The organism is Pseudomonas sp. 22072 (genome assembly GCF_052046095.1).
Taxonomy (GTDB): Bacteria; Pseudomonadota; Gammaproteobacteria; order Pseudomonadales; family Pseudomonadaceae; genus Aquipseudomonas; species Aquipseudomonas paracarnis.
This window is the reverse complement of the sequence record NZ_JBQEQE010000002.1, coordinates 26227-45577: the sequence shown is the minus strand read 5'-3', so window position 1 is coordinate 45577 and position 19351 is coordinate 26227. Positions and strand designations below refer to the sequence as shown.

The following is a 19351-nucleotide window of genomic DNA, read 5'->3' as shown; positions in this document are numbered from 1 at the left end:
CATGAACGGCGCATCGCTTCGTCATCAGCCCCCACAAGCACCGAGCCGCAAGCCGGTGCCACGGGGTGCAAGCCGAATGGTGGCTAAAGAGCCGATGTCGGCGCGCCTGCCAAAAGCCAACTTCGGTTTTATCAAGGCGCTGTTCTGGCCGGTGCTGCTGGTGGTGCTGGGCTTTGGCACGTACGAAGGCGCGCAGCGTCTGTTGCCGTATGCCGACCGGCCGATCACCAAGATCAGCGTGCAGGGCGACTTGAGCTACATCAGCCAGCAAGCGGTACAGCAGCGCATCGGCCCATACCTGGCGGCGAGCTTCTTTACCATCGACCTGGCCGGCATGCGCTCGGAGCTGGAACAGATGCCGTGGATCGCCCACGCCGAAGTTCGCCGAGTATGGCCGGACCAGGTCACGATTCGCCTGGAAGAACAACTGCCCGTGGCCCGTTGGGGCGATGAAGCGCTGTTGAACAACCAGGGCCAGGCGTTCACTCCGCGTGAGCTGGCCAACTATGAACACCTGCCGCAGCTGTTCGGGCCGCAGCGGGCGCAGCAGCAAGTGATGCAGCAGTACCAGGCCTTGAGCCAGATGCTGCGGCCACTGGGCTTCTCCATTGCACGCCTGGAATTGCGTGAGCGGGGCAGCTGGTTTTTGACGACCGGGGCAGGCAGTTCCGGCCCGGGCATCGAGTTGTTGCTGGGACGCGACCGCTTGGTGGAAAAGATGCGCCGCTTTATTGCCATCTATGAAAAAACCTTGAAAGAACAGATTACGAACATTGCGAGCGTCGACCTGCGTTACGCCAACGGCCTGGCCGTCGGCTGGCGTACACCGGCTGCGCCCACGGCAGCACAACCCGCTGTCGCGAAGAATTAAGAAGAGGCAGGACCCATGGCAAACGTGCAAAGCGGCAAAATGATCGTCGGTCTCGATATCGGCACCTCCAAGGTGGTGGCGCTGGTGGGCGAGGTCGGGGAAGACGGCGCGATCGAAATCGTCGGTATTGGCACGCATCCGTCCCGGGGCCTGAAGAAGGGCGTGGTGGTGAACATCGAGTCCACCGTGCAATCGATCCAGCGCGCCATCGAAGAAGCGCAGCTGATGGCCGGTTGCCGGATTCACTCGGCGTTCGTCGGCGTGGCTGGCAACCACATCCGCAGCCTGAACTCCCACGGCATCGTGGCGATCCGCGACCGTGAAGTCAGCTCGGCCGACCTTGAGCGCGTCCTCGACGCTGCCCAGGCCGTGGCGATCCCGGCGGACCAGCGCGTGCTGCACACCCTGCCGCAGGACTACGTGATCGACAACCAGGAAGGCGTGCGCGAGCCCCTGGGCATGTCGGGCGTTCGCCTGGAAGCCAAGGTCCACGTGGTGACCTGCGCCGTCAACGCCGCACAGAACATTGAAAAATGCGTGCGCCGCTGCGGCCTGGAAATCGACGACATCATTCTCGAGCAGTTGGCCTCGGCCTACTCGGTCCTGACCGACGACGAAAAAGAACTGGGCGTGTGCCTGGTGGACATTGGCGGCGGCACCACCGACATCGCGATCTTCACCGAGGGTGCGATCCGTCACACCGCCGTGATCCCGATTGCCGGCGACCAGGTCACCAACGACATCGCCATGGCGCTGCGCACACCGACCCAGTACGCCGAAGAAATCAAGATCCGCTACGCCTGCGCCCTGGCCAAGCTGGCCGGTGCCGGCGAGACCATCAAGGTGCCAAGCGTGGGTGATCGTCCACCTCGCGAGCTGTCGCGCCAGGCCCTGGCCGAAGTGGTCGAGCCACGCTACGACGAACTTTTCACCCTGATCCAGGCTGAACTGCGCCGCAGCGGCTACGAAGATTTGATCCCGGCCGGCATCGTGCTGACCGGTGGCACCTCGAAGATGGAAGGCGCGGTCGAGTTGGCCGAAGAGATCTTCCACATGCCGGTGCGCCTGGGCGTGCCCCATGGCGTGAAGGGCCTGGGCGACGTGGTGCGTAACCCGATTTATTCCACCGGTGTGGGCTTGCTGTTGTACGGGCTGCAAAAGCAGACCGACGGCATTTCCCTGTCGGGCCCGAGCATCCGTGACAGCTACCGCAGCGACGACGAGGCGAAAGCGCCATTGTTCGAGCGGCTGCAGGCTTGGGTAAAAGGCAATTTCTAAAGATTTACCGCGACACCGCAACACCCGCAATAAGCAGTAGGCGAAAAAACTAGAGAAAATGAAAGGAGAGGGAACATGTTCGAACTCGTAGACAACATCCCCGCTAGCCCGGTTATCAAAGTAATCGGTGTCGGCGGTGGCGGCGGCAACGCTGTCAACCACATGGTCAAGAGCAACATTGAAGGCGTTGAGTTCATCTGCGCCAACACTGATGCCCAGGCGCTCAAAAGCATCGGCGCCCGGACCATCCTGCAATTGGGCACCGCGGTGACCAAAGGCCTCGGCGCTGGCGCCAATCCGGAAGTCGGCCGTCAAGCCGCTCTGGAAGACCGCGAGCGTATTGCCGAAGTGCTGCAAGGCACCAACATGGTGTTCATCACCACTGGCATGGGCGGCGGTACCGGTACCGGTGCGGCCCCGATCATTGCCGAAGTGGCCAAGGAAATGGGGATTCTGACCGTTGCTGTCGTGACGCGTCCGTTCCCGTTCGAAGGCCGCAAGCGCATGCAGATCGCCGACGAAGGTATCCGTCTGCTGTCTGAAAGCGTCGACTCGTTGATCACCATCCCCAACGAGAAATTGCTGACCATCCTGGGCAAGGATGCCAGCCTGCTGTCCGCCTTCGCCAAGGCTGACGATGTACTGGCCGGTGCCGTTCGCGGTATCTCCGACATCATCAAGCGCCCAGGCATGATCAACGTCGACTTTGCCGACGTACGTACTGTCATGAGCGAAATGGGCATGGCGATGATGGGCACTGGCTGCGCCAGCGGTCCGAACCGTGCACGCGAAGCCACCGAAGCGGCCATCCGCAACCCGTTGCTCGAAGACGTGAACCTGCAAGGCGCACGCGGCATCCTGGTGAACATCACCGCCGGTCCCGACCTGTCCCTGGGTGAGTACTCCGACGTGGGTAGCATCATCGAAGCCTTCGCGTCCGAGCACGCCATGGTCAAAGTCGGTACCGTTATCGATCCGGACATGCGCGATGAGCTGCATGTAACCGTGGTTGCTACCGGCCTGGGTGCAAAAATCGAGAAGCCTGTGAAGGTCATCGACAACACCCTGCACACCAGCCAGGCCAGCCAGGCAGCTGCCGCTCCAGCCCCTGCTCGCCAGGAACTGCCGTCGGTCAACTACCGTGACCTGGACCGTCCGACCGTGATGCGCAACCAGGCTCAGGCCGGTGCTGCGGCGTCCCGTAGCCCGAATCCGCAAGATGACCTGGACTACCTGGACATCCCGGCATTCCTGCGTCGTCAGGCCGATTAATGGAATGTATCAGGGCTATGAAGGTGATTGGTGTTCAGCAAAGGTCTGGTCTGCTATTATCGCCAGCCTTTGTTGATACCAGTTCGCAATTTGCGCTGAAGCGGTCCAAGCCATGATTAAACAACGCACCCTGAAGAATATTATTCGTGCCACAGGTGTAGGTCTGCACTCCGGGGAGAAGGTATACCTGACCCTCAAGCCTGCACCTGTCGACACCGGCATCGTGTTTGTGCGTGCCGACCTGGACCCTGTGGTGCAGATTCCTGCTCGCGCGGAAAACGTTGGCGAAACCACTATGTCGACCACATTGGTCAACGGTGACGTCAAAGTGGACACGGTGGAGCACTTGCTCTCGGCCATGGCTGGCCTGGGCATCGATAACGCCTACGTCGAGCTCTCCGCGTCCGAAGTCCCGATCATGGATGGCAGCGCTGGCCCCTTCGTATTCTTGATTCAATCTGCCGGCCTGGAAGAACAGGACGCAGCCAAGAAGTTCATTCGCATTCTGCGGGAAGTGACAGTAGAAGACGGCGACAAGCGCGCCACCTTCGTCCCGTTCGAAGGCTTTAAAGTGAGCTTTGAGATCGATTTCGATCACCCGGTATTCCGTGACCGCACCCAAAGTGCAAGCGTGGATTTTTCCAGCACTTCGTTCGTAAAAGAAGTCAGCCGCGCCCGCACCTTTGGTTTCATGAGTGACATCGAGTACCTGCGCAAGCACAACCTCGCACTCGGCGGCAGCGTGGAAAATGCCATTGTGGTCGACGCGGATGGTGTACTGAACGAAGACGGCCTTCGCTATGAAGACGAATTCGTGAAGCACAAGATCCTCGATGCAATCGGTGACCTCTACCTGCTGGGCAATAGCCTGATAGGCGAGTTCAAAGGCTTCAAGTCGGGCCACGCCCTTAACAACCAGCTGCTGCGCAAGTTGATTGAGCAGACAGACGCTTGGGAAGTCGTGACCTTCGAAGATGCCAGCACCGCACCGATCTCTTACATGCGTCCCGTTGCGGCGGTGTAAGTAACAACTCTCTTTCTTTAGTTTTGAAAGGCTGCCTTCGGGTGGCCTTTTTTTATGCCCGGCGAAGATTCAAATGTGGGAGCTGGNCTTATAGGTAGCTGACCCACCGCCATCGCAGGCAAGCCAGCTCCCACACCTGACCTCATCAGTTTGAGGTTTTTGAAACATCCACTATCCGGTTACGGCCGCTGTGCTTGGCCTGATACAACGCCTGGTCAGCCTTGAGCAGCAGGTCTTCAAGGGAAATACGGCTGTGCTTCTGCCAGGTACTCAGGCCGATGCTTACGGTGATCGGTTGCTCATCCCCGGCCACTCTCGGCAAGTGCTGGACCCCCTTGCGGATATGCTCGGCGATCACCCACGCGCCCTTGGCGTCGGTATTGGGCAGCACCACCGCGAACTCTTCACCGCCATAACGCGCCGCCAGGTCGGCAGGGCGGCGGATATGGCTGGCGATCACATGCGCGACTGCACGCAACGCCTCATCGCCGCCCTGGTGACCATGGCGGTCGTTGAAGGCCTTGAAGTGGTCCACATCGATCATCAGTACGCTCAACGACTCGGTGGAGCGTTGTGCCCGGTCCCATTCCAGCCGCAAGCGTTCGTCCAGCGTGCGACGGTTGGCCAGGCCGGTAAGGGCGTCGGTGGCTGCCAGTTCTGACAGCACCTGTTCAGCCCGATGGCGGCGGCGCAACTCCATGCACAGTGCCCAAGTCAGCCACAACAGGCCCACGCACAACACTCCGGTCGCGATGCTGACCAGCCACGCCGCACGCCGCCAGGGTGCGAACATTTCATCGCTGGACAATGCCACCGCCACGATCAGCGGCAAGTTGCCCACATTCGAAAAACTGTAGAGCCGTGCCTGGCGATCGACACTGGAGATACTTTGGAAGCTGCCGTCCCGTTCGCGCAGCATGCGCGCCACATTCGGGCGCTGGCTCAGGTCCTTGTCGACGATATCTGCTTCCAGCAGAGGCTCTTGCGCCAGCAGGATGCCTTGGTGGTTGAGCAGGTTGATGGTGCTGTTGCTGCCGATGTTCAAGCTGCTGAACAACTGATGAAAGTACGACAGGCGCATGGACGCGACCGCCACTCCCAGGAAACGCCCATCCGGTGACGAAACGCGACGGCTGAACGCGATGCGCCAGGGGTCGGCACACTGGCAGCGCGCCATGAACGGGCGGCTGATATACAAGCCCAGGTCGGGGTTGGTGCGGTGCGCCTGAAAATAGTCCCGATCGGCAAAGTTACCCAGCTTTGGCGTGAGCAGGGACGAATCGGCAATCACCTCGCCGGCCGGGTCCAACAGCAGGATATCGCCCTTGTAGGGCGCCGCTGCGGAACGATCAAACAGCACCAGGTGCCTGATGCTCTCTGAAACGTCTTGCAGGTCGGTGCGCTCGGTGGCGCTGATCAAGCCTTTGAGGGCCATGTCGTAAAGTTCGACATTGCGCAGCACGTCCGCGTCGATCAATTGAGTGATGGTATTGGCGGTGCGCTTGGCCGTCTGCAGGGTATTGGCATGTTCACGAATCAGCAGCGCAGTGACGACCCCCACGATCAGCAACACCGTGAGCGTACTGCCCAGGATCAGCAGGCGCTCCGGGCGGCGGTTGGGGCGGGTAAGGCTTGAACTCATCGGGCACACTTCTGCGTTGAGAATGCCCTTAGCGTAGTAGCAACTCTTAAATATGGCTGTAGGAGCGAGCTTGCTCGCGAAAACTCACAGACGCCGCGTTTATTCAGGAAGCACGCGTTATCGTTAACGTTTTTCGCGAGCAAGCTCGCTCCCACCTGTACTCAGAACACGTTGATCGGGTAATCCACGATCACACGGTATTCATCCACATCGCGGTCCACTGCAGAGTAGCCATTGCTGCCGCGATTGGTCGCCCATTGCAGGCGCACGGCCAAGTCCTTGGCCTTGCCGCCCTGCACCACATATTTCAGGTCGATATCGCGCTCCCAGTGCTTGGCGTCCTTGCCATCGGCGCTGTACCAGTTGCTGTAGCCACGACTGTTGGGGTCGACCTTGGTCAGGTCGGTCTTGCCGCTGATGTAGGACACGGCGGACGTCAGGCCGGGCACGCCGAGGCCGGCGAAGTCGTAGGCGTACTTGAGCTTCCAGGAGCGCTCGTTGGGCCCGTTGAAATCCGAGTACTGCTGGGAGTTGTCCAGGTACACGCTGTCGCCCTGGGTGATGTAGTCGAACGGCGTGTTGCCATTGACCCGCTGATAAGTCGCCGTGACGCTGTGGTTGCCCACGCCCACGGTGAAATGCAGGCTGTAGGTGTTGTTGTCGATACCCCCCAGCAGCGATTGGCCGGTGTCCTGGGTATGGTAGTAGTGCAGGCCGGGCGTCAGGCTGACCAGGTTGTTCAGGGCATAGGTGTATTCCACGTCGTAGTAATACTGGTGCCAGACGTCCTTGAGTTCGGAGGCGTACAGGTTGCTGGTCAGCCCCTCGATCCCGCTGAACGACACGCCAGCCCAGTCCAGGTGCTGGCTGTCGGTGTTGGCGGGCAGCGTGCCGTAGCTGGTGCCGATGCGCCGATGGCCGCTCTGGTTGTAGAGCTTGGTAAAACTGGCCTGGCCACCTTCGATCATCCAGCCGTCAAAGCTGTGGTTGGTCAGGCTCACGCCACGGAAAGTCTGCGGCAACATGCGCGTCATGCCGCCGGCGATCACCGGGTTGTTGAGGAACAGGTCGCCGGCTTTCAGTTCGGTGTCGAAGGCGCGCAGCTTCAAGGTGCCGCCAGCCGTCGAGAACGAACCCGGCGCTTTGCCGTTGCCGCTGCCATACGGAAGGATGCTGGAACCATCCGTACCACCACCGCCGTCGAGCTTGAGGCCGAGCATGGCATTGACGTCCAGGCCGAAGCCGACGGTGCCCTGGGTGTAGCCGGATTCGAAGGTGCCGATAAAGCCCTGGCCCCATTCCTTGCTGTCATCGGTATGAATATCGCGCCGGTCGCGGTTCATGTAGTAGTTGCGGGTGTTGATCGTGAGGTGTGAACCCTCGACGAAACCTTCGACGGGCGGGGCGTCTGCCGCGTGGGCAAGGGGGATGATCGTTGCTGCGATTGCGAGGAATAACGGGGTGAACGTCAGCGAGTTCTTCACCGGTGGAGCTCCTTTGGTCAATCATGAACGGCCAGTGTCGTGGGGGTGTGCCCGGCCTTTTTTCACGGCAAAAAAAAGCCGCTGAAGTCAGCGGCTTTAAGACAGATTCCCAGTGTAGAGCCCTGGAAATAAGTCGAGGGAAATTCGGGTGAGTGGTCAGCTGCCTTTGCCGTCGCGCTCATCGATGCGTCAAAGTAACGCAGGCGAGCGGTGCGATACAGAGTGTAACAAGATAATAACTATTGCCCAAACCGCAACAGTGAGGGCCATGGGATCTTCTGTGGGAGCTGGCTTGCCTGCGATGCAGACACCTCGGTATGCCAGNCCAGGCCTACCGTGGTGATGCTATCGCAGGCAAGCCAGCTCCCACATTTTGACCGAGTTGTTTAGATCGGCAGGGTGATACCAAACGTATTGCCACCGCCTTCACTACGCACAAACACATCCCCCCCATGCATCAACGCAATCGCCTTGACGATGGCCAGCCCCAGCCCATGATTGGCCCCGCTGTTGCTGCGCGATGCATCCACCCGATAGAAACGTTCAAACAGGCGTGGCAAGTGTTCGCTGGCAATGACCTCGCCGGGGTTGGTCACGCCAATCGTCACCTGGTGTGCCTGCACTTCAATGTGCACGTCGATGACGTGCCCCGGCGCCGTGTGTTGCACGGCATTGCTCAGCAGGTTGATCAGTGCGCGACGCAGGTGGGCCTTTTCGATCTGCACTACGGCATCGCCGTGCACGCGCACTTCGACCCGGGCGTCTTCGAGGATGAAGTCCAGGTAGTCGAGGGTGGTGGCCACTTCATCGGCCAGGGCACTTTCGATCAGCTTGGTGGCCTTGCTGCCCTGGTCGGCGCTGGCGAGGAACAGCATGTCATTGATGATCGAGCGCAGCCGTTCCAGCTCTTCCAGGTTCGATTGCAGCACCTCGAAATATTGCTCCGCCGACCGACCGCGAGTGAGGGCCACCTGAGTCTGGCCGATCAGGTTGGTGAGCGGCGAACGCAGTTCATGGGCGACGTCGGCGTTGAACGATTCCAGGCGCGAATACGCCTGCTCGACACGGTCGAGGGTGGCGTTGAACGAATTGACGAACTGGCTCAATTCCGGCGGCAGCGGCGACAGGTGCAGGCGCCCGGAGAGTTTCGGCGGTGCAAGCTTTTGCGCCTCATCCGAGAGTTTGCCCAGGGGCTTGAGGCCGATACGCGCGACCCAGAACCCCAACAGTGCCGCCAGTACCACACCGACCAGCGCCAGGCTGACCAATGCCACCAGCAAGTGATGCTGGGTGGCGCGGAAGTTCTCCGTGTCGATGGCAATCATGAAGCGCAGCGCCGGGCGCTGTTCCTTGGCTGCAAACTGGCTGACCAGCACCTTGAAGGGATAATCGTGACCCGGCAGGCGCAGGTCGCGCTTACCCGTGGCGCCCTCGGCAAAGGCACGAATCTGCGCATCCGGCTCACCGTATTCGTAGCTCGGGTCGCTGCTGACCACCCAGAAACGGATGCGCTTGTCTTCTTCCCCCAACAGCTTGAGCTTGGACCTGATCTTGGCCCAGTGCTCCGGCGTGCCGAAGCGATTGATCGACGACTCCAGCACGCTGTAGCGCGCATCCAGCTCGGCACCTGGCAACAACCCCAGGCCACGGTCGACCTGCTGGTACAGCGCGCCGCCGATCAACAGAAAGATCAGCAGCGCCACCAGGGTGAACATGCCACTCAGGCGCAGGGCGATGGAATTAGCGACCACTGTGGTTTTCCTGCATGCGATTCTCCAGCACATAGCCCATGCCACGAATGGTGTGCAGCAGCTTGTGTTCGAACGGTCCGTCGAGCTTGGCGCGCAGACGTTTGATCGCCACTTCCACCACGTTGGCATCGCTGTCGAAATTGATGTCCCAGACCATCTCGGCAATTGCAGTCTTGGACAGGATCTCGCCCTGGCGCCGCGCCAATACGCTGAGTAGCGAGAACTCCTTGGCGGTCAGGTCCAGGCGTACACCGTTGCGGCTGGCCTTGCGGCTGATCAGGTCGATCCACAGGTCGGCGACGGTGACCTGCACCGGTTCATGGCCGCCGCTGCGGCGGGTCAGGGCTTGCAGGCGGGCCACCAGTTCCAGGAACGAAAACGGCTTGCCCAGGTAATCATCGGCGCCTTCGCGCAGGCCGCGGATACGGTCTTCCACGCGCTCGCGGGCGGTGAGCATGATCACCGGCGTCTGCTTGCGGGCGCGCAACGCTCGCAATACGCCAAAGCCGTCCAGGCCGGGCAACATCACATCGAGCACGATCACCGCGTACTCATTCTCCAGCGCCAGGTGCAGACCCTCGACGCCTTCACGTGCCACGTCGACGGTATAGCCTTGCTCCGTCAGGCCGCGGTGCAGGTAGTCTGCGGTTTTTTCTTCATCTTCAATAATCAGGACGCGCATGACCGCCTCAGTGTGTGGTCGCCAGCGTCAGCGCTGGTTTGGGCCTGTGGAAAAAACGTTCAAGGTACAAGTATATGACCGGCGTGGTGAACAGCGTCAGCGCCTGGCTCACCAGCAAGCCACCGACCACCGCGATGCCCAGCGGCTGGCGCAGTTCCGCCCCAGGGCCTGCGCCGAGCATCAACGGCACCGCGCCGAGCAACGCAGCAAGGGTGGTCATGATGATCGGCCGGAACCGCGTGACGCAGGCTTCATAAATCGCATCTTCGGGTGGCAGCCCGCGTACCCGCTGCGCCTCCAGGGCGAAGTCGATCATCAAGATACCGTTTTTCTTCACGATGCCGATCAGCAGCACCAGGCCGATCAAGGCCATGATCGAAAAGTCCTGGCCCAGCACCCACAGCATGATCAGCGCACCGAGGCCCGCCGAGGGCAGGGTGGAAATGATCGTCAGCGGGTGCACAAAACTCTCATACAGCACACCCAGAATAATGTAGACCGCTACCAGCGCCGCGAGGATCAGCCAGGGTTGGCTGGCCAGCGAGCTCTGGAACGCCTGGGCCGCACCCTGGAAGTTGCCGATGATTGTGCTCGGCATCCCGATTTCGTTTTTGGCCTGGTCGAGCATGATCACTGCATCGCCCAGGGCCACGCCGGGCGCGAGGTTGAATGACAGGTTGGCGGCGGGGAACATGCCGTCATGGCTGATGGACAACGGCCCGACTGTGGGCGGGTCGACTTTGGCCAAGGCCGACAGCGGCACCATTTCATTGGTCAGTGGCGAGCGCAGGTAAAAATAGTCGAGGCTTTCGGCCTTGCCGCGCTGTTGGCTGTTCAGTTCAAGTATCACTTGGTACTGGTTGATCTCGGTCTGGAACTCGTTGATCTGGCGCTGGCCGAAGGCGTCGTACAACGCCTGGTCGACATCGGTGGCGGTCAGCCCGAAGCGCGCGGCGGCCTGGCGGTCGATGCTGATATGGGTGATGCTGCCGCCCAGTTGCAGGTCGTTGGACAGGTCGCGAAACGCCGGGTTGGCGCGCAGTTTTTCGGTGAGGCGCTGGGTCCAGGTGTTCAGCGTCGGGCCATCGTTGCTCTTGAGCACGTATTGGTACTGGGCGCGGCTGGGGCCGGAGCTCAGGTTGATGTCCTGGCCGGCGCGCAGGTACAGCACGATGCCCGGCACCTTCGCCAACTGCGGGCGGATGCGGTCGATGAACTGGCTGGCGGACACATCGCGCTCACTGCGGTCTTTCAAGGCGATCCAGAAGCGGCCGTTGGCGATGGTCTGGTTGCTGCCGGTAACGCCCACCGAATGGGAAAACGCCTGCACCGCCGGGTCGGCCTTGACGATCTCGGCCAGGGCCTTGTGCTTGGCGACCATGTCCTTGTACGACACATCGGCCGCCGCTTCGCTGGTGCCGAGCACGAAACCGGTGTCCTGCACCGGGAAGAATCCCTTGGGAATGAACACATATCCGACCACCGCCAGGGCCAGGGTTACCACGAAGATCGCGGCCATGCTGCGTTGGTGCGCCAGGGCACGGCGCAAGTTGCGCGCATAGCCGGCCAGCAGGCGTTCGCTGAAGCTGGGTTTGGCGTGGGCAGGGTGGGTAGGGGCACGCATGAACAAGGCGGCCAGCGTCGGTGCCAATGTCAGCGAAACTACCACTGAAATCAGAATGGTCGCGGTGGCCGTCAACGCAAACTCCTTGAACAACCGACCGACCACTCCGCCCATGAACAGCAGCGGAATAAACGCCGCCACCAACGAGAAGCTGATGGATACCACGGTAAAGCCAATTTCTCCCGAGCCCTTGATCGCTGCTTCGCGCTTGCCCAGGCCTGCCTCCAGGTGCCGATGGATGTTCTCCACCACCACAATCGCATCGTCCACCACAAAGCCCACGGCGATCACGATGGCCACTAGAGTCAGGTTGTTCAGGCTGAACCCCATCACATACATCAGGGCGAAACTGGCCACCAGCGAGACACCCAGCACCGCAGACACAATCAGCGTCGCCGACAGTTGACGCAGGAACAACGCCATCACCGCCACCACCAGCAGGATGGCGATCAGCAGGGTCATTTCCACTTCGTGCAGTGAGGCGCGGATAGTCTTGGTGCGATCGGTCAACACGCTGACCTGCACCGAGGCCGGCAACATGCCTTGCAGGCGCGGCAGCTCGGCTTGAATGCGGTCGACGGTGTCGACGATGTTGGCGCCGGGCTGGCGCGAAATCACCAGGTTCACCCCAGGCGTATCGCCGGACCAGGCTTGTACGTAGGCGTTTTCCGAGCCGTTGACGACGTTGGCGATATCGCGCAGTTGAACTGGCGCACCGTTCTTGTAGGAAACGATCAGTTGGCCGTATTCCTCCGGGTGAAACAGCTGGTCGTTGGTCGACAGGGTGGACACGCTGTTTTCGCCATAGATCGCGCCCTTGGCCAGGTTGAGGCTCGACTGCTGGATGACCAGGCGTATATCGGCGAGCGTCAGGCCAATGGCCGCGAGCTTGTCAGGGGAGGCCTGCACGCGAATCGCCGGGCGTTGCTGGCCGGTGATGTTGATCTGGCCGACGCCGTCGATCTGGCTGATCTGGCGCGCCAGCAGGGTTTCCACGTAGTCGCTCAGCTCGGTGCTGGGCATGCTGCTGGAACTGACGCTGAGGATCAGCACCGGGCTGTCTGCCGGGTTGACCTTCCTCCAGGTAGGCAAGCTCGGCATGTCGCTGGGCAGCTTGCCGGACGCGGTGTTGATCGCGGCCTGGACTTCCTGGGCGGCGGTGTCGATGCTTTTTTCCAGGGTGAACTGCAGGGTCAAGAGGCTGGAGCCCAAGGCGCTGCTGGAGGTCATCTGGGTCATGCCGGGGATGGCGCTGAACTGCACCTCCAGGGGCGTGGCCACCGATGAGGCCATGGTGTCCGGGCTGGCGCCGGGCAGTTGCGCGGTGACCTGTATTGTCGGGAATTCCGCTTCCGGCAGTGGCGCGACGGCCAGGTTCGGGAAGGCAATAATCCCCAGCAACACCAACGCGAAGGTCAACAGCAGGGTGGCGACCGGGTGATCAACGCACCAGGCTGAGGGCGACCGGCTTGCGCTCATGGCTGCACCTGGGCATCGGCGGTGTGGATCACTTGCGGCGGCTCCTTGAGCACCTCCACCTGCGCACCGGCCTTGAGCCGAGATTGCCCATCGCTGACCAGCACATCGCCGGCCCGCACGCCTTTGATGATATTGATGTCGCTGTTCTGGTAGGCGACTTGCACCGGTACCACCTCGACTTTGTCAGCGTTTACGCGGTACACGAAATGTGAGTCCAGCCCACGCTGCACCACGGTCGGCGGTACCACCAGGGCGTTCTTGTCGAGGGCCGTCTGGATTTTGATGGTCACCAGTTGTCCCGGCCATAGCTTATGCGCCGGGTTGCTGAACTCGGCCTTGGCCCGCAGGGTGCCGGTGGTGGAACTGATCTGGTTGTCGATCAGGCTCAGGTGGCCTTCGCCGAGCAGGTCGCCGGTCTGGCCATCGGTGTCGGCGCCCAGGTAGGCGTCGACGGTGGCCCGGGTGGGGGCGGCGATCAGGCCCTGCAAGGTTGGCAGCATCTGCTGTGGCAGCGAGAACTCAACGGCAATCGGGTCGAGTTGGGTGACGGTAAACAGCCCCTGGGTGTCGCTCATGCGCAGGAAGTTGCCTTCGTCCACATTGCGGATCCCCACGCGGCCGCTGACCGGGGAGCGAATCTGGGTATAGGAAAGTTGTACTTGAGCCGCATCAATGGCCGCCTGATTGCCCTGCACCGTGGCCTTGAGCTGGTTGACCAGTGCCTGTTGCTGGTCATAGGTCTGTTTCGACACACCGTCGTCGATGCTCAGCGCCTTGTAACGCTTGAGATTGACCAACGCCACTTGCAACTGTGCCTGGCTTTCGCCCAATTGCGCCTTGGCCTGGTCGAGGCTGGCGCGGATCGAGCGGTCGTCGATGGTGGCCAGCAGATCGCCCGCTTTCACTGATTGGCCTTCCTTGACCAGCAGTTGTGTGAGGATGCCGTCGATTTGCGGGCGAATCACCACGCTGTGCAACGACAGCACTGAGCCTATGCCGCTGACAAACCTGGGAACGTCCTGTTGCGCGACGTTCACCACCCGTACCGGGATCGCCGTGGGCGCTGCCAGGCGGGGCTTGGCAGGCCGTGTTACTGCCCAGGCGGCCACCGCCAATACCAAGAGGATGCCCACCATCAGGGCCGTGTTTCGTTTTATCTGCATGGGAGGCGCCGGGGCGCAGTTGCACGTTTTAAGCTGCAAGCTGCCAGTTGAAGGTTGGGTAGCTGCTTTATAGCCCGGTAATGCGGTCAGCACGGTGACGCCAAACTGACAGCCGCGACAGCTAGCGCTTTTTACTTGTGGCTTGAAGCTTACCGCTCGCCGCTTTGCCCCCGTATACTGGCGCTTTTACACCTATAGCTGCGCCGGAGCCCTTATGACTTCCCCAACCCAACCCCCTGTCGACGCGGCTGACCCCGTCGATTCGGCCACCGCCGACGGCGTTGAAAAAGCCGAGATCCCGGCGTTCAAGTTCCCCTTCAAACCGGGTGAGCTGGCTGGCGCCAAGAATGCCAGCCAGCCCTGGTACAAAGGCGGCGCCAAGAACGGCCATACCAAGACGCCAGGCATGGCGCCTCCGGGCACTCGCCGCTCCATGGGTAAACGCTGAGATTAAAGCGTTGCGTGCGTTATAGGCAGTTGCCTACATCGCCCGTGGACATTTCTGCTTGTAGGTCCGCGACCGATTCTTGAAAGCTTGCACAGCGTTTGCTTCGTCCCGATGACGCTCATCGGGGCGTGGTGAGTCAGCTTTCCGGAAAAGGACATTCCCGTGGCCCTGATACACCTTTGTGCGGTGCTTGCCCTCTTGCTCTCGACAAGTGTCGTTGCCGCCGACGTTCAACCGCGGCGTGAAATCCGTTTCGCCGTCGCCGCGCATTTTCCGCCTTTTCAAAGCCGCAATTCCCAAGGGCAATTGGTGGGGCTGAACATCGAACTGGGCAATGCCCTGTGCGAGCAGCTCAACGTGCGCTGTACCTGGGTTGACCAGATCGTCATGGAGAATTTCCCCGCCCTTGAAGCCAGGCAGTTCGACGCGATCATGGGCATGGCGCCCACCTGCAGTCGACGGCGACGGGTGAGTTTCACCCGTGATCTCTACCCGATCACCACTCGGCTGGTGGCGCGTAAAACCTCGGGCCTGCGCCCTAATCGACGGTCGCTCAGAGGCAAGCGTGTCGGGGTGCTGGTGCGCAGTAATCGGGAAGCCTTTGCCCTGTCGCAGTGGGCGCCGGCAGGGGTAATCATCAGGAGTTTCTGGCTCAACGACCAACTGGTGCAGAGCCTGGTTTCGGGCGATATTGATGCGACCCTTCAAGGCGCCGTGGAGATCCGAGAGGCCCTGCTAGACACGCCCCAGGGCTTGGACTTCAATTTCATGGGGCCGCCTGTGTCGTCTGGCCTGCTGGGTAATAGCGTGGCGATTGCGGTGCGAAAAACCGATACCGCGTTGCGTAATGAGCTTAATCACGCGTTTGAGCAACTGATGCACAATGGCGAATACCAACGCATCCTCCAGCCCTATCGCCTCGATGTGTTGCCTGCCCATCCATGAGCGCTATTGTGTGAGTGCAACTCTGCTCCCGAGAGGCGCCTATCTACCTGACACTCCGAGCTCCAAATGTGGGAGCTGGCTTGCTGCGATGACGGCCTGACAGCCTGCGACTATCTAGCTGACACCCCACAGTTGGATCGAGGGGCGTCAGGGAAATTGTCGTCGAATGGTAGGCCGTCGCGGGAGCAAGCTCCCTCGCCACAGGTCCAGCGTCGCGCTGAAGTTGAGTAGATACCTACGCCAAAATAAGGCTGTAGTAGCCTAAGCCGCCCTCAACGAGATAAACGCATAATTGGCCGGCACCTCAGTGGCAATGCGCGCCCCGGCATCCAGCACCTGTTCAGCGATGTCCATCCCCGACACATGAAATACCCATTCATTGGCCATTGCCGGCTGTTCAAGCGCCTGCTCAATGGCCTGGGCAAACGCCTGCATGTCCGGCAGGTACGCGGTAAACCCATCGCCCTTGAGTGCGGTCGTGCGAATGCCAAGCAACGCGCACACCGCTTCTTTGGTCTGCACGTCATCACGGTCGGCCTGGCGTGAACGGCGAATCAGTTCGGCCAGTTGCGCATCCATCAACTCACCACCGACGATCAGCGCAGGGCCTTGCTCCCAGGATTCCGGCGGGCAGTCCTTGGCGCTTGGGTTCAGTGGGATATGCGGGTTGATCTCCATCGGGTAGATGCGGCACACCAGCGGGCGCCGTTCGTAGATGCGGCAGCGGTTGTCTTCGTCAAGATTCCGGCAGCGTCCGGCGTTGTAGGCGGCAAAGGTAATTGCCACAAACGCCTCGGTATTGCCGCTGGGCACGATCACTGAGCGGCGCTCGGCATGTTCCCGTTGTTGCAGGGGCAGGCCCAGGCCGTTACCCAGAAAGCCCTCCACCAGAACGATGACGTTACCGCCGTCCGCCGCCCAGTTGCGGGCTTCTTCGAGGGTCAGGGGTACGTGATGGTCGCTGCAGCATTTACCGCAACCGACGCAGGAAAAGTGTGTGTTCATGGCGGATCTGTCACCAGGCAAGGTCAGAGGGCACGCTTGAGGGGTGACGGGTTTTTACCTCTATCTACCGCTCAAGGGCTCTGGAAGCAAGTTATGCGCCAGTGAGGATCAGCCCTTGGATACGATGTCGCGCAGCACAAATCGCATGCCCGCACTTTCATACAGTTGCCGGGCGCGCAGGTTGCTCTCCAGCACCTTGAGGTCCACATAGGGTTCACCGCGCTGCTTGAATACCTGGAAGCTGTGCAGCAGCAAGGCGCGGCCCAGCCCTTGGCCTTGGGCGCAGGGGTGTACGGCCAGGTTCTTGATAAAGGCGCTGGTCCAGCATTGGGCCACTGCGAGGACACCGTCGTGGTTACTGGCCACCAGACACAGCGTCGGGTCGTACTCGGCATCGGTGACGAACTGCTGGCGCCACTCCTCCAGGTGGCCGACACGGCCGCCGCCCTGGTCCTGGGTCATGCGCAGCACGGCATGGATCGCCGGGGCCAGTTCATCGCGATAATGATCCAGCCCGGTATCCGCTGGCCACTGCGGGGCGGGCAGGCTGCCGGTGAGGTCGCGACGCAGCAGCTGGTAATACTCGCCCAAGGCTTACAGGCCCTTTTGCGCCACGGTTTGTGCGGCGACGACCAGGCATTTGGTCAATTCTGGGGATGAGAATTTGGTGAGTACTGAGTCGGCACCGGCCAGGCGTGCTTTTTCGCTGTTCATCGCGCTGTCCAGGGAGGTGTGCAACAGCACGTAGAGGTCCTTGAAATCCGGGGTTTCGCGCAGGGTGCGGGTGAGGGCGTAGCCGTCCATCTCAGACATCTCGATGTCCGACACCACTACGTTGATCTGTTCAACCGTGCCTTGCAGCTCCAGCAACACGTCGATGGCTTCCTTGGCGCTGCGTGCGGTGTGGCAGGTCAGGCCGAGGTTGCGCAGGGTGTGGACCGATTGCTGCAAAGCCACCTGGCTGTCGTCCACCACCAGGATGCGGGCGTTGCCCAGCACTTCGGCTTCTTCCATGGTCAGGTCGGTCGGCGCCGCTTCAATCGGTGCCGGGGCGATGCCATGGATGACTTTCTCGATATCCAGCACCTGCACCAGCCCACCTTCCACCTGGGTCACCCCGGTGATAAACGCCCGATTGCCGCCGGAGCCGTAGGGAGGCGGGCGGATATCGGTGGTCAGGCAATGCACGATCTTGCTCACCGCCTGCACGTGCAGGCCCTGTTTGGAACGGCTGACATCGGTGACGATCAGGCAGCCGCCATCCGGGTCTTGCAAGGGCATTTCACCCAGGGCGCGGCTCAAGTCGATCACCGACAACGAGGCGCCGCGCAAGGTGGCGATGCCTTTGACGTGCGGGTGGGACTCCGGCAGCTTGGTCAACGGCGGGCAGGGGATGATCTCGCTGACTTTCAACAGGTTGATGGCCATCAGCTTGCCGCTGCGCAAGGTAAAGAGCAGAAGCGAGAGTGAGTCTGCGCGGGCTTTGGTGGTGGACATAAAAACCTTCTGTGGATCAGGGATGACGATCTATACACCGTTATCGACCTTGTCCTCGAAAACTGTAGGAGCGAGCTTGCTCGCGAAGAACTTCAAAGCGCCGCGTTAAAACAGATTTTGCGCGTTATCGTTGACGTTTTTCGCGAGCAAGCTCGCTCCTACAGTGGGGTGGGGTGTCAGCCCTTCCAGGCCTGTGGGTTCACCAGATCCTGCGGGCGTTGGCCCAGCAGGGCGCTGCGCAGGTTGTCCACGGCGCGGTTGGCCATGGCTTCGCGGGTTTCACCGGTGGCCGAACCAATATGCGGCAGGGTCACCGCATTGCTCAGCTGGAACAACGGCGATTCAGCCAGCGGTTCCTTTTCATACACATCCAGCCCGGCGCCACGAATGCGTTGGGTTTGCAGGGCTTCGACCAGCGCTGGCTCATCCACCACCGGCCCACGGGAAATATTGATCAGAATCGCGCTGGGCTTCATCAACGCCAGCTCCCGAGTGCTGATCAGGTGATGGGTCTTGTCGCTCAACGGCACCACCAGGCAGACGAAATCCGCCTCGGCCAGCAACTGCTCCAGGCTGCGAAACTGCGCGCCCAGTTCCTGCTCCAGCGCGGTCTTGCGGCTATTGCCGCTGTAAAGGATTGGCATATTGAAGCCCAGGCGCCCACGCCGGGCCACGGCCGCGCCGATATTGCCCATGCCGACAATGCCCAGGGTCTTGCCGTGCACATCGCAACCAAACAAAGGCGCGCCCACGCTGGCTTTCCATTGGCCGGCCTTGGTCCAGGCATCCAATTCGGCCACGCGGCGGGCGCTGCTCATCAGCAACGCAAAGGCCAGGTCGGCAGTGCTCTCGGTGAGCACATCGGGGGTGTTGGTGAGCAGGATCCCGCGCTCATTGAAGTACGGCACGTCGTAGTTGTCGTAGCCCACCGACACACTGGACACCACTTCCAGCTTGCTCGCGCTTTCAAGCTGCTCGCGGCCCAGCTTGCGACCCACACCGATCAAACCATGGACGTGGGGCAGGGCTTCGTTGAACTGTGCATTGATGTCACCCAGCTTGGGGTTGGGCGCGATCACCTCGAAATCCTGTTGCAGGCGTTCGATCATCGGCGGGGTGATACGGCTGAAGGCCAGGACAGTCTTTTTCATGACAGAACTCCACTCAACATGTGGGAGCTGGCTTG

At 61.1% G+C, this 19351-nt stretch carries 16 protein-coding genes; 6 read left to right on the top strand and 10 right to left on the bottom strand.

Annotated features, from left to right (window positions below):
• Position 1: 1 nt before the first annotated feature.
• The 4 genes from ACTJLA_RS02260 (at position 2) to lpxC (ending at position 4445) form a co-directional block, all read left to right on the top strand.
• Entirely contained in the window at positions 2-871 is an 870-nt protein-coding gene (locus ACTJLA_RS02260; protein WP_019816943.1) for a cell division protein FtsQ/DivIB, read from the top strand.
• A 15-nt stretch (positions 872-886) separates the two neighbouring features.
• Positions 887-2149 carry a cell division protein FtsA gene (gene ftsA, locus ACTJLA_RS02255; RefSeq protein WP_003188682.1) on the top strand — a complete coding sequence of 421 codons (1263 nt, stop codon included), beginning with the start codon at positions 887-889 and terminating at the stop codon, positions 2147-2149.
• Between the two features lie 75 nt (positions 2150-2224).
• Positions 2225-3421 (top strand): cell division protein FtsZ, encoded by a 1197-nt coding sequence (ftsZ, locus tag ACTJLA_RS02250; RefSeq protein WP_003188685.1) that lies wholly within the window; start codon positions 2225-2227, stop codon positions 3419-3421.
• Between the two features lie 112 nt (positions 3422-3533).
• Entirely contained in the window at positions 3534-4445 is a 912-nt protein-coding gene (lpxC, locus tag ACTJLA_RS02245) for a UDP-3-O-acyl-N-acetylglucosamine deacetylase (protein ID WP_003171886.1), read from the top strand.
• Positions 4446-4590: 145 nt separating this feature from the next.
• On the opposite strand, the gene ACTJLA_RS02240 is transcribed toward lpxC, so the two are convergent.
• The 6 genes from ACTJLA_RS02240 to ACTJLA_RS02215 all read right to left on the bottom strand — a co-directional run bounded on the left by ACTJLA_RS02240 (position 4591) and on the right by ACTJLA_RS02215 (position 14270).
• A complete protein-coding gene (locus tag ACTJLA_RS02240) occupies positions 4591-6087 on the bottom strand; it encodes a GGDEF domain-containing protein (protein ID WP_054898815.1) in 1497 nt (498 codons plus the stop codon).
• Between the two features lie 161 nt (positions 6088-6248).
• Positions 6249-7571: an OprD family porin gene (locus tag ACTJLA_RS02235; RefSeq protein WP_440840632.1), complete on the bottom strand. Its 1323-nt coding sequence runs from the start codon at positions 7569-7571 to the stop codon at positions 6249-6251.
• A 386-nt stretch (positions 7572-7957) separates the two neighbouring features.
• Positions 7958-9322 (bottom strand): heavy metal sensor histidine kinase, encoded by a 1365-nt coding sequence (locus ACTJLA_RS02230; RefSeq protein WP_440840631.1) that lies wholly within the window; start codon positions 9320-9322, stop codon positions 7958-7960.
• Positions 9312-10004, bottom strand: coding sequence for a heavy metal response regulator transcription factor (locus ACTJLA_RS02225; protein WP_057976884.1), 693 nt, complete (start codon positions 10002-10004; stop codon positions 9312-9314). The genes ACTJLA_RS02230 and ACTJLA_RS02225 overlap by 11 nt, the downstream gene beginning before the upstream one ends.
• Positions 10005-10011: 7 nt before the next feature.
• A complete protein-coding gene (locus tag ACTJLA_RS02220; protein WP_440840630.1) occupies positions 10012-13107 on the bottom strand; it encodes a multidrug efflux RND transporter permease subunit in 3096 nt (1031 codons plus the stop codon).
• Positions 13104-14270 (bottom strand): efflux RND transporter periplasmic adaptor subunit, encoded by a 1167-nt coding sequence (locus ACTJLA_RS02215; RefSeq protein WP_197900827.1) that lies wholly within the window; start codon positions 14268-14270, stop codon positions 13104-13106. The genes ACTJLA_RS02220 and ACTJLA_RS02215 overlap by 4 nt, the downstream gene beginning before the upstream one ends.
• A 214-nt stretch (positions 14271-14484) precedes the next feature.
• Here ACTJLA_RS02215 and ACTJLA_RS02210 point away from each other — a divergent pair, with 214 nt between their 5' ends.
• Complete coding sequence (locus ACTJLA_RS02210) at positions 14485-14718, top strand: hypothetical protein (protein WP_105225809.1); 234 nt, start codon at positions 14485-14487, stop codon at positions 14716-14718.
• A gap of 162 nt (positions 14719-14880) precedes the next feature.
• On the top strand, positions 14881-15663 hold the full coding sequence (locus tag ACTJLA_RS02205) for a transporter substrate-binding domain-containing protein (RefSeq protein WP_034126351.1): 783 nt from the start codon (positions 14881-14883) through the stop codon (positions 15661-15663).
• A 261-nt stretch (positions 15664-15924) separates the two neighbouring features.
• Here the strand turns inward: ACTJLA_RS02205 and ACTJLA_RS02200 are convergent, their stop codons facing one another.
• The 4 genes from ACTJLA_RS02200 to ACTJLA_RS02185 all read right to left on the bottom strand — a co-directional run bounded on the left by ACTJLA_RS02200 (position 15925) and on the right by ACTJLA_RS02185 (position 19316).
• On the bottom strand, positions 15925-16668 hold the full coding sequence (locus tag ACTJLA_RS02200; protein WP_440840629.1) for a YkgJ family cysteine cluster protein: 744 nt from the start codon (positions 16666-16668) through the stop codon (positions 15925-15927).
• A gap of 108 nt (positions 16669-16776) precedes the next feature.
• The gene (locus ACTJLA_RS02195; RefSeq protein ID WP_440840628.1) at positions 16777-17259 is read right to left on the bottom strand and encodes a GNAT family N-acetyltransferase; all 483 of its coding nucleotides are present in this window, start codon (positions 17257-17259) and stop codon (positions 16777-16779) included.
• A 3-nt stretch (positions 17260-17262) separates the two neighbouring features.
• Positions 17263-18165 carry a chemotaxis protein CheV gene (locus ACTJLA_RS02190; protein WP_014716988.1) on the bottom strand — a complete coding sequence of 301 codons (903 nt, stop codon included), beginning with the start codon at positions 18163-18165 and terminating at the stop codon, positions 17263-17265.
• Between the two features lie 176 nt (positions 18166-18341).
• Entirely contained in the window at positions 18342-19316 is a 975-nt protein-coding gene (locus ACTJLA_RS02185) for a 2-hydroxyacid dehydrogenase (protein WP_440840627.1), read from the bottom strand.
• Positions 19317-19351 lie beyond the last annotated feature (35 nt).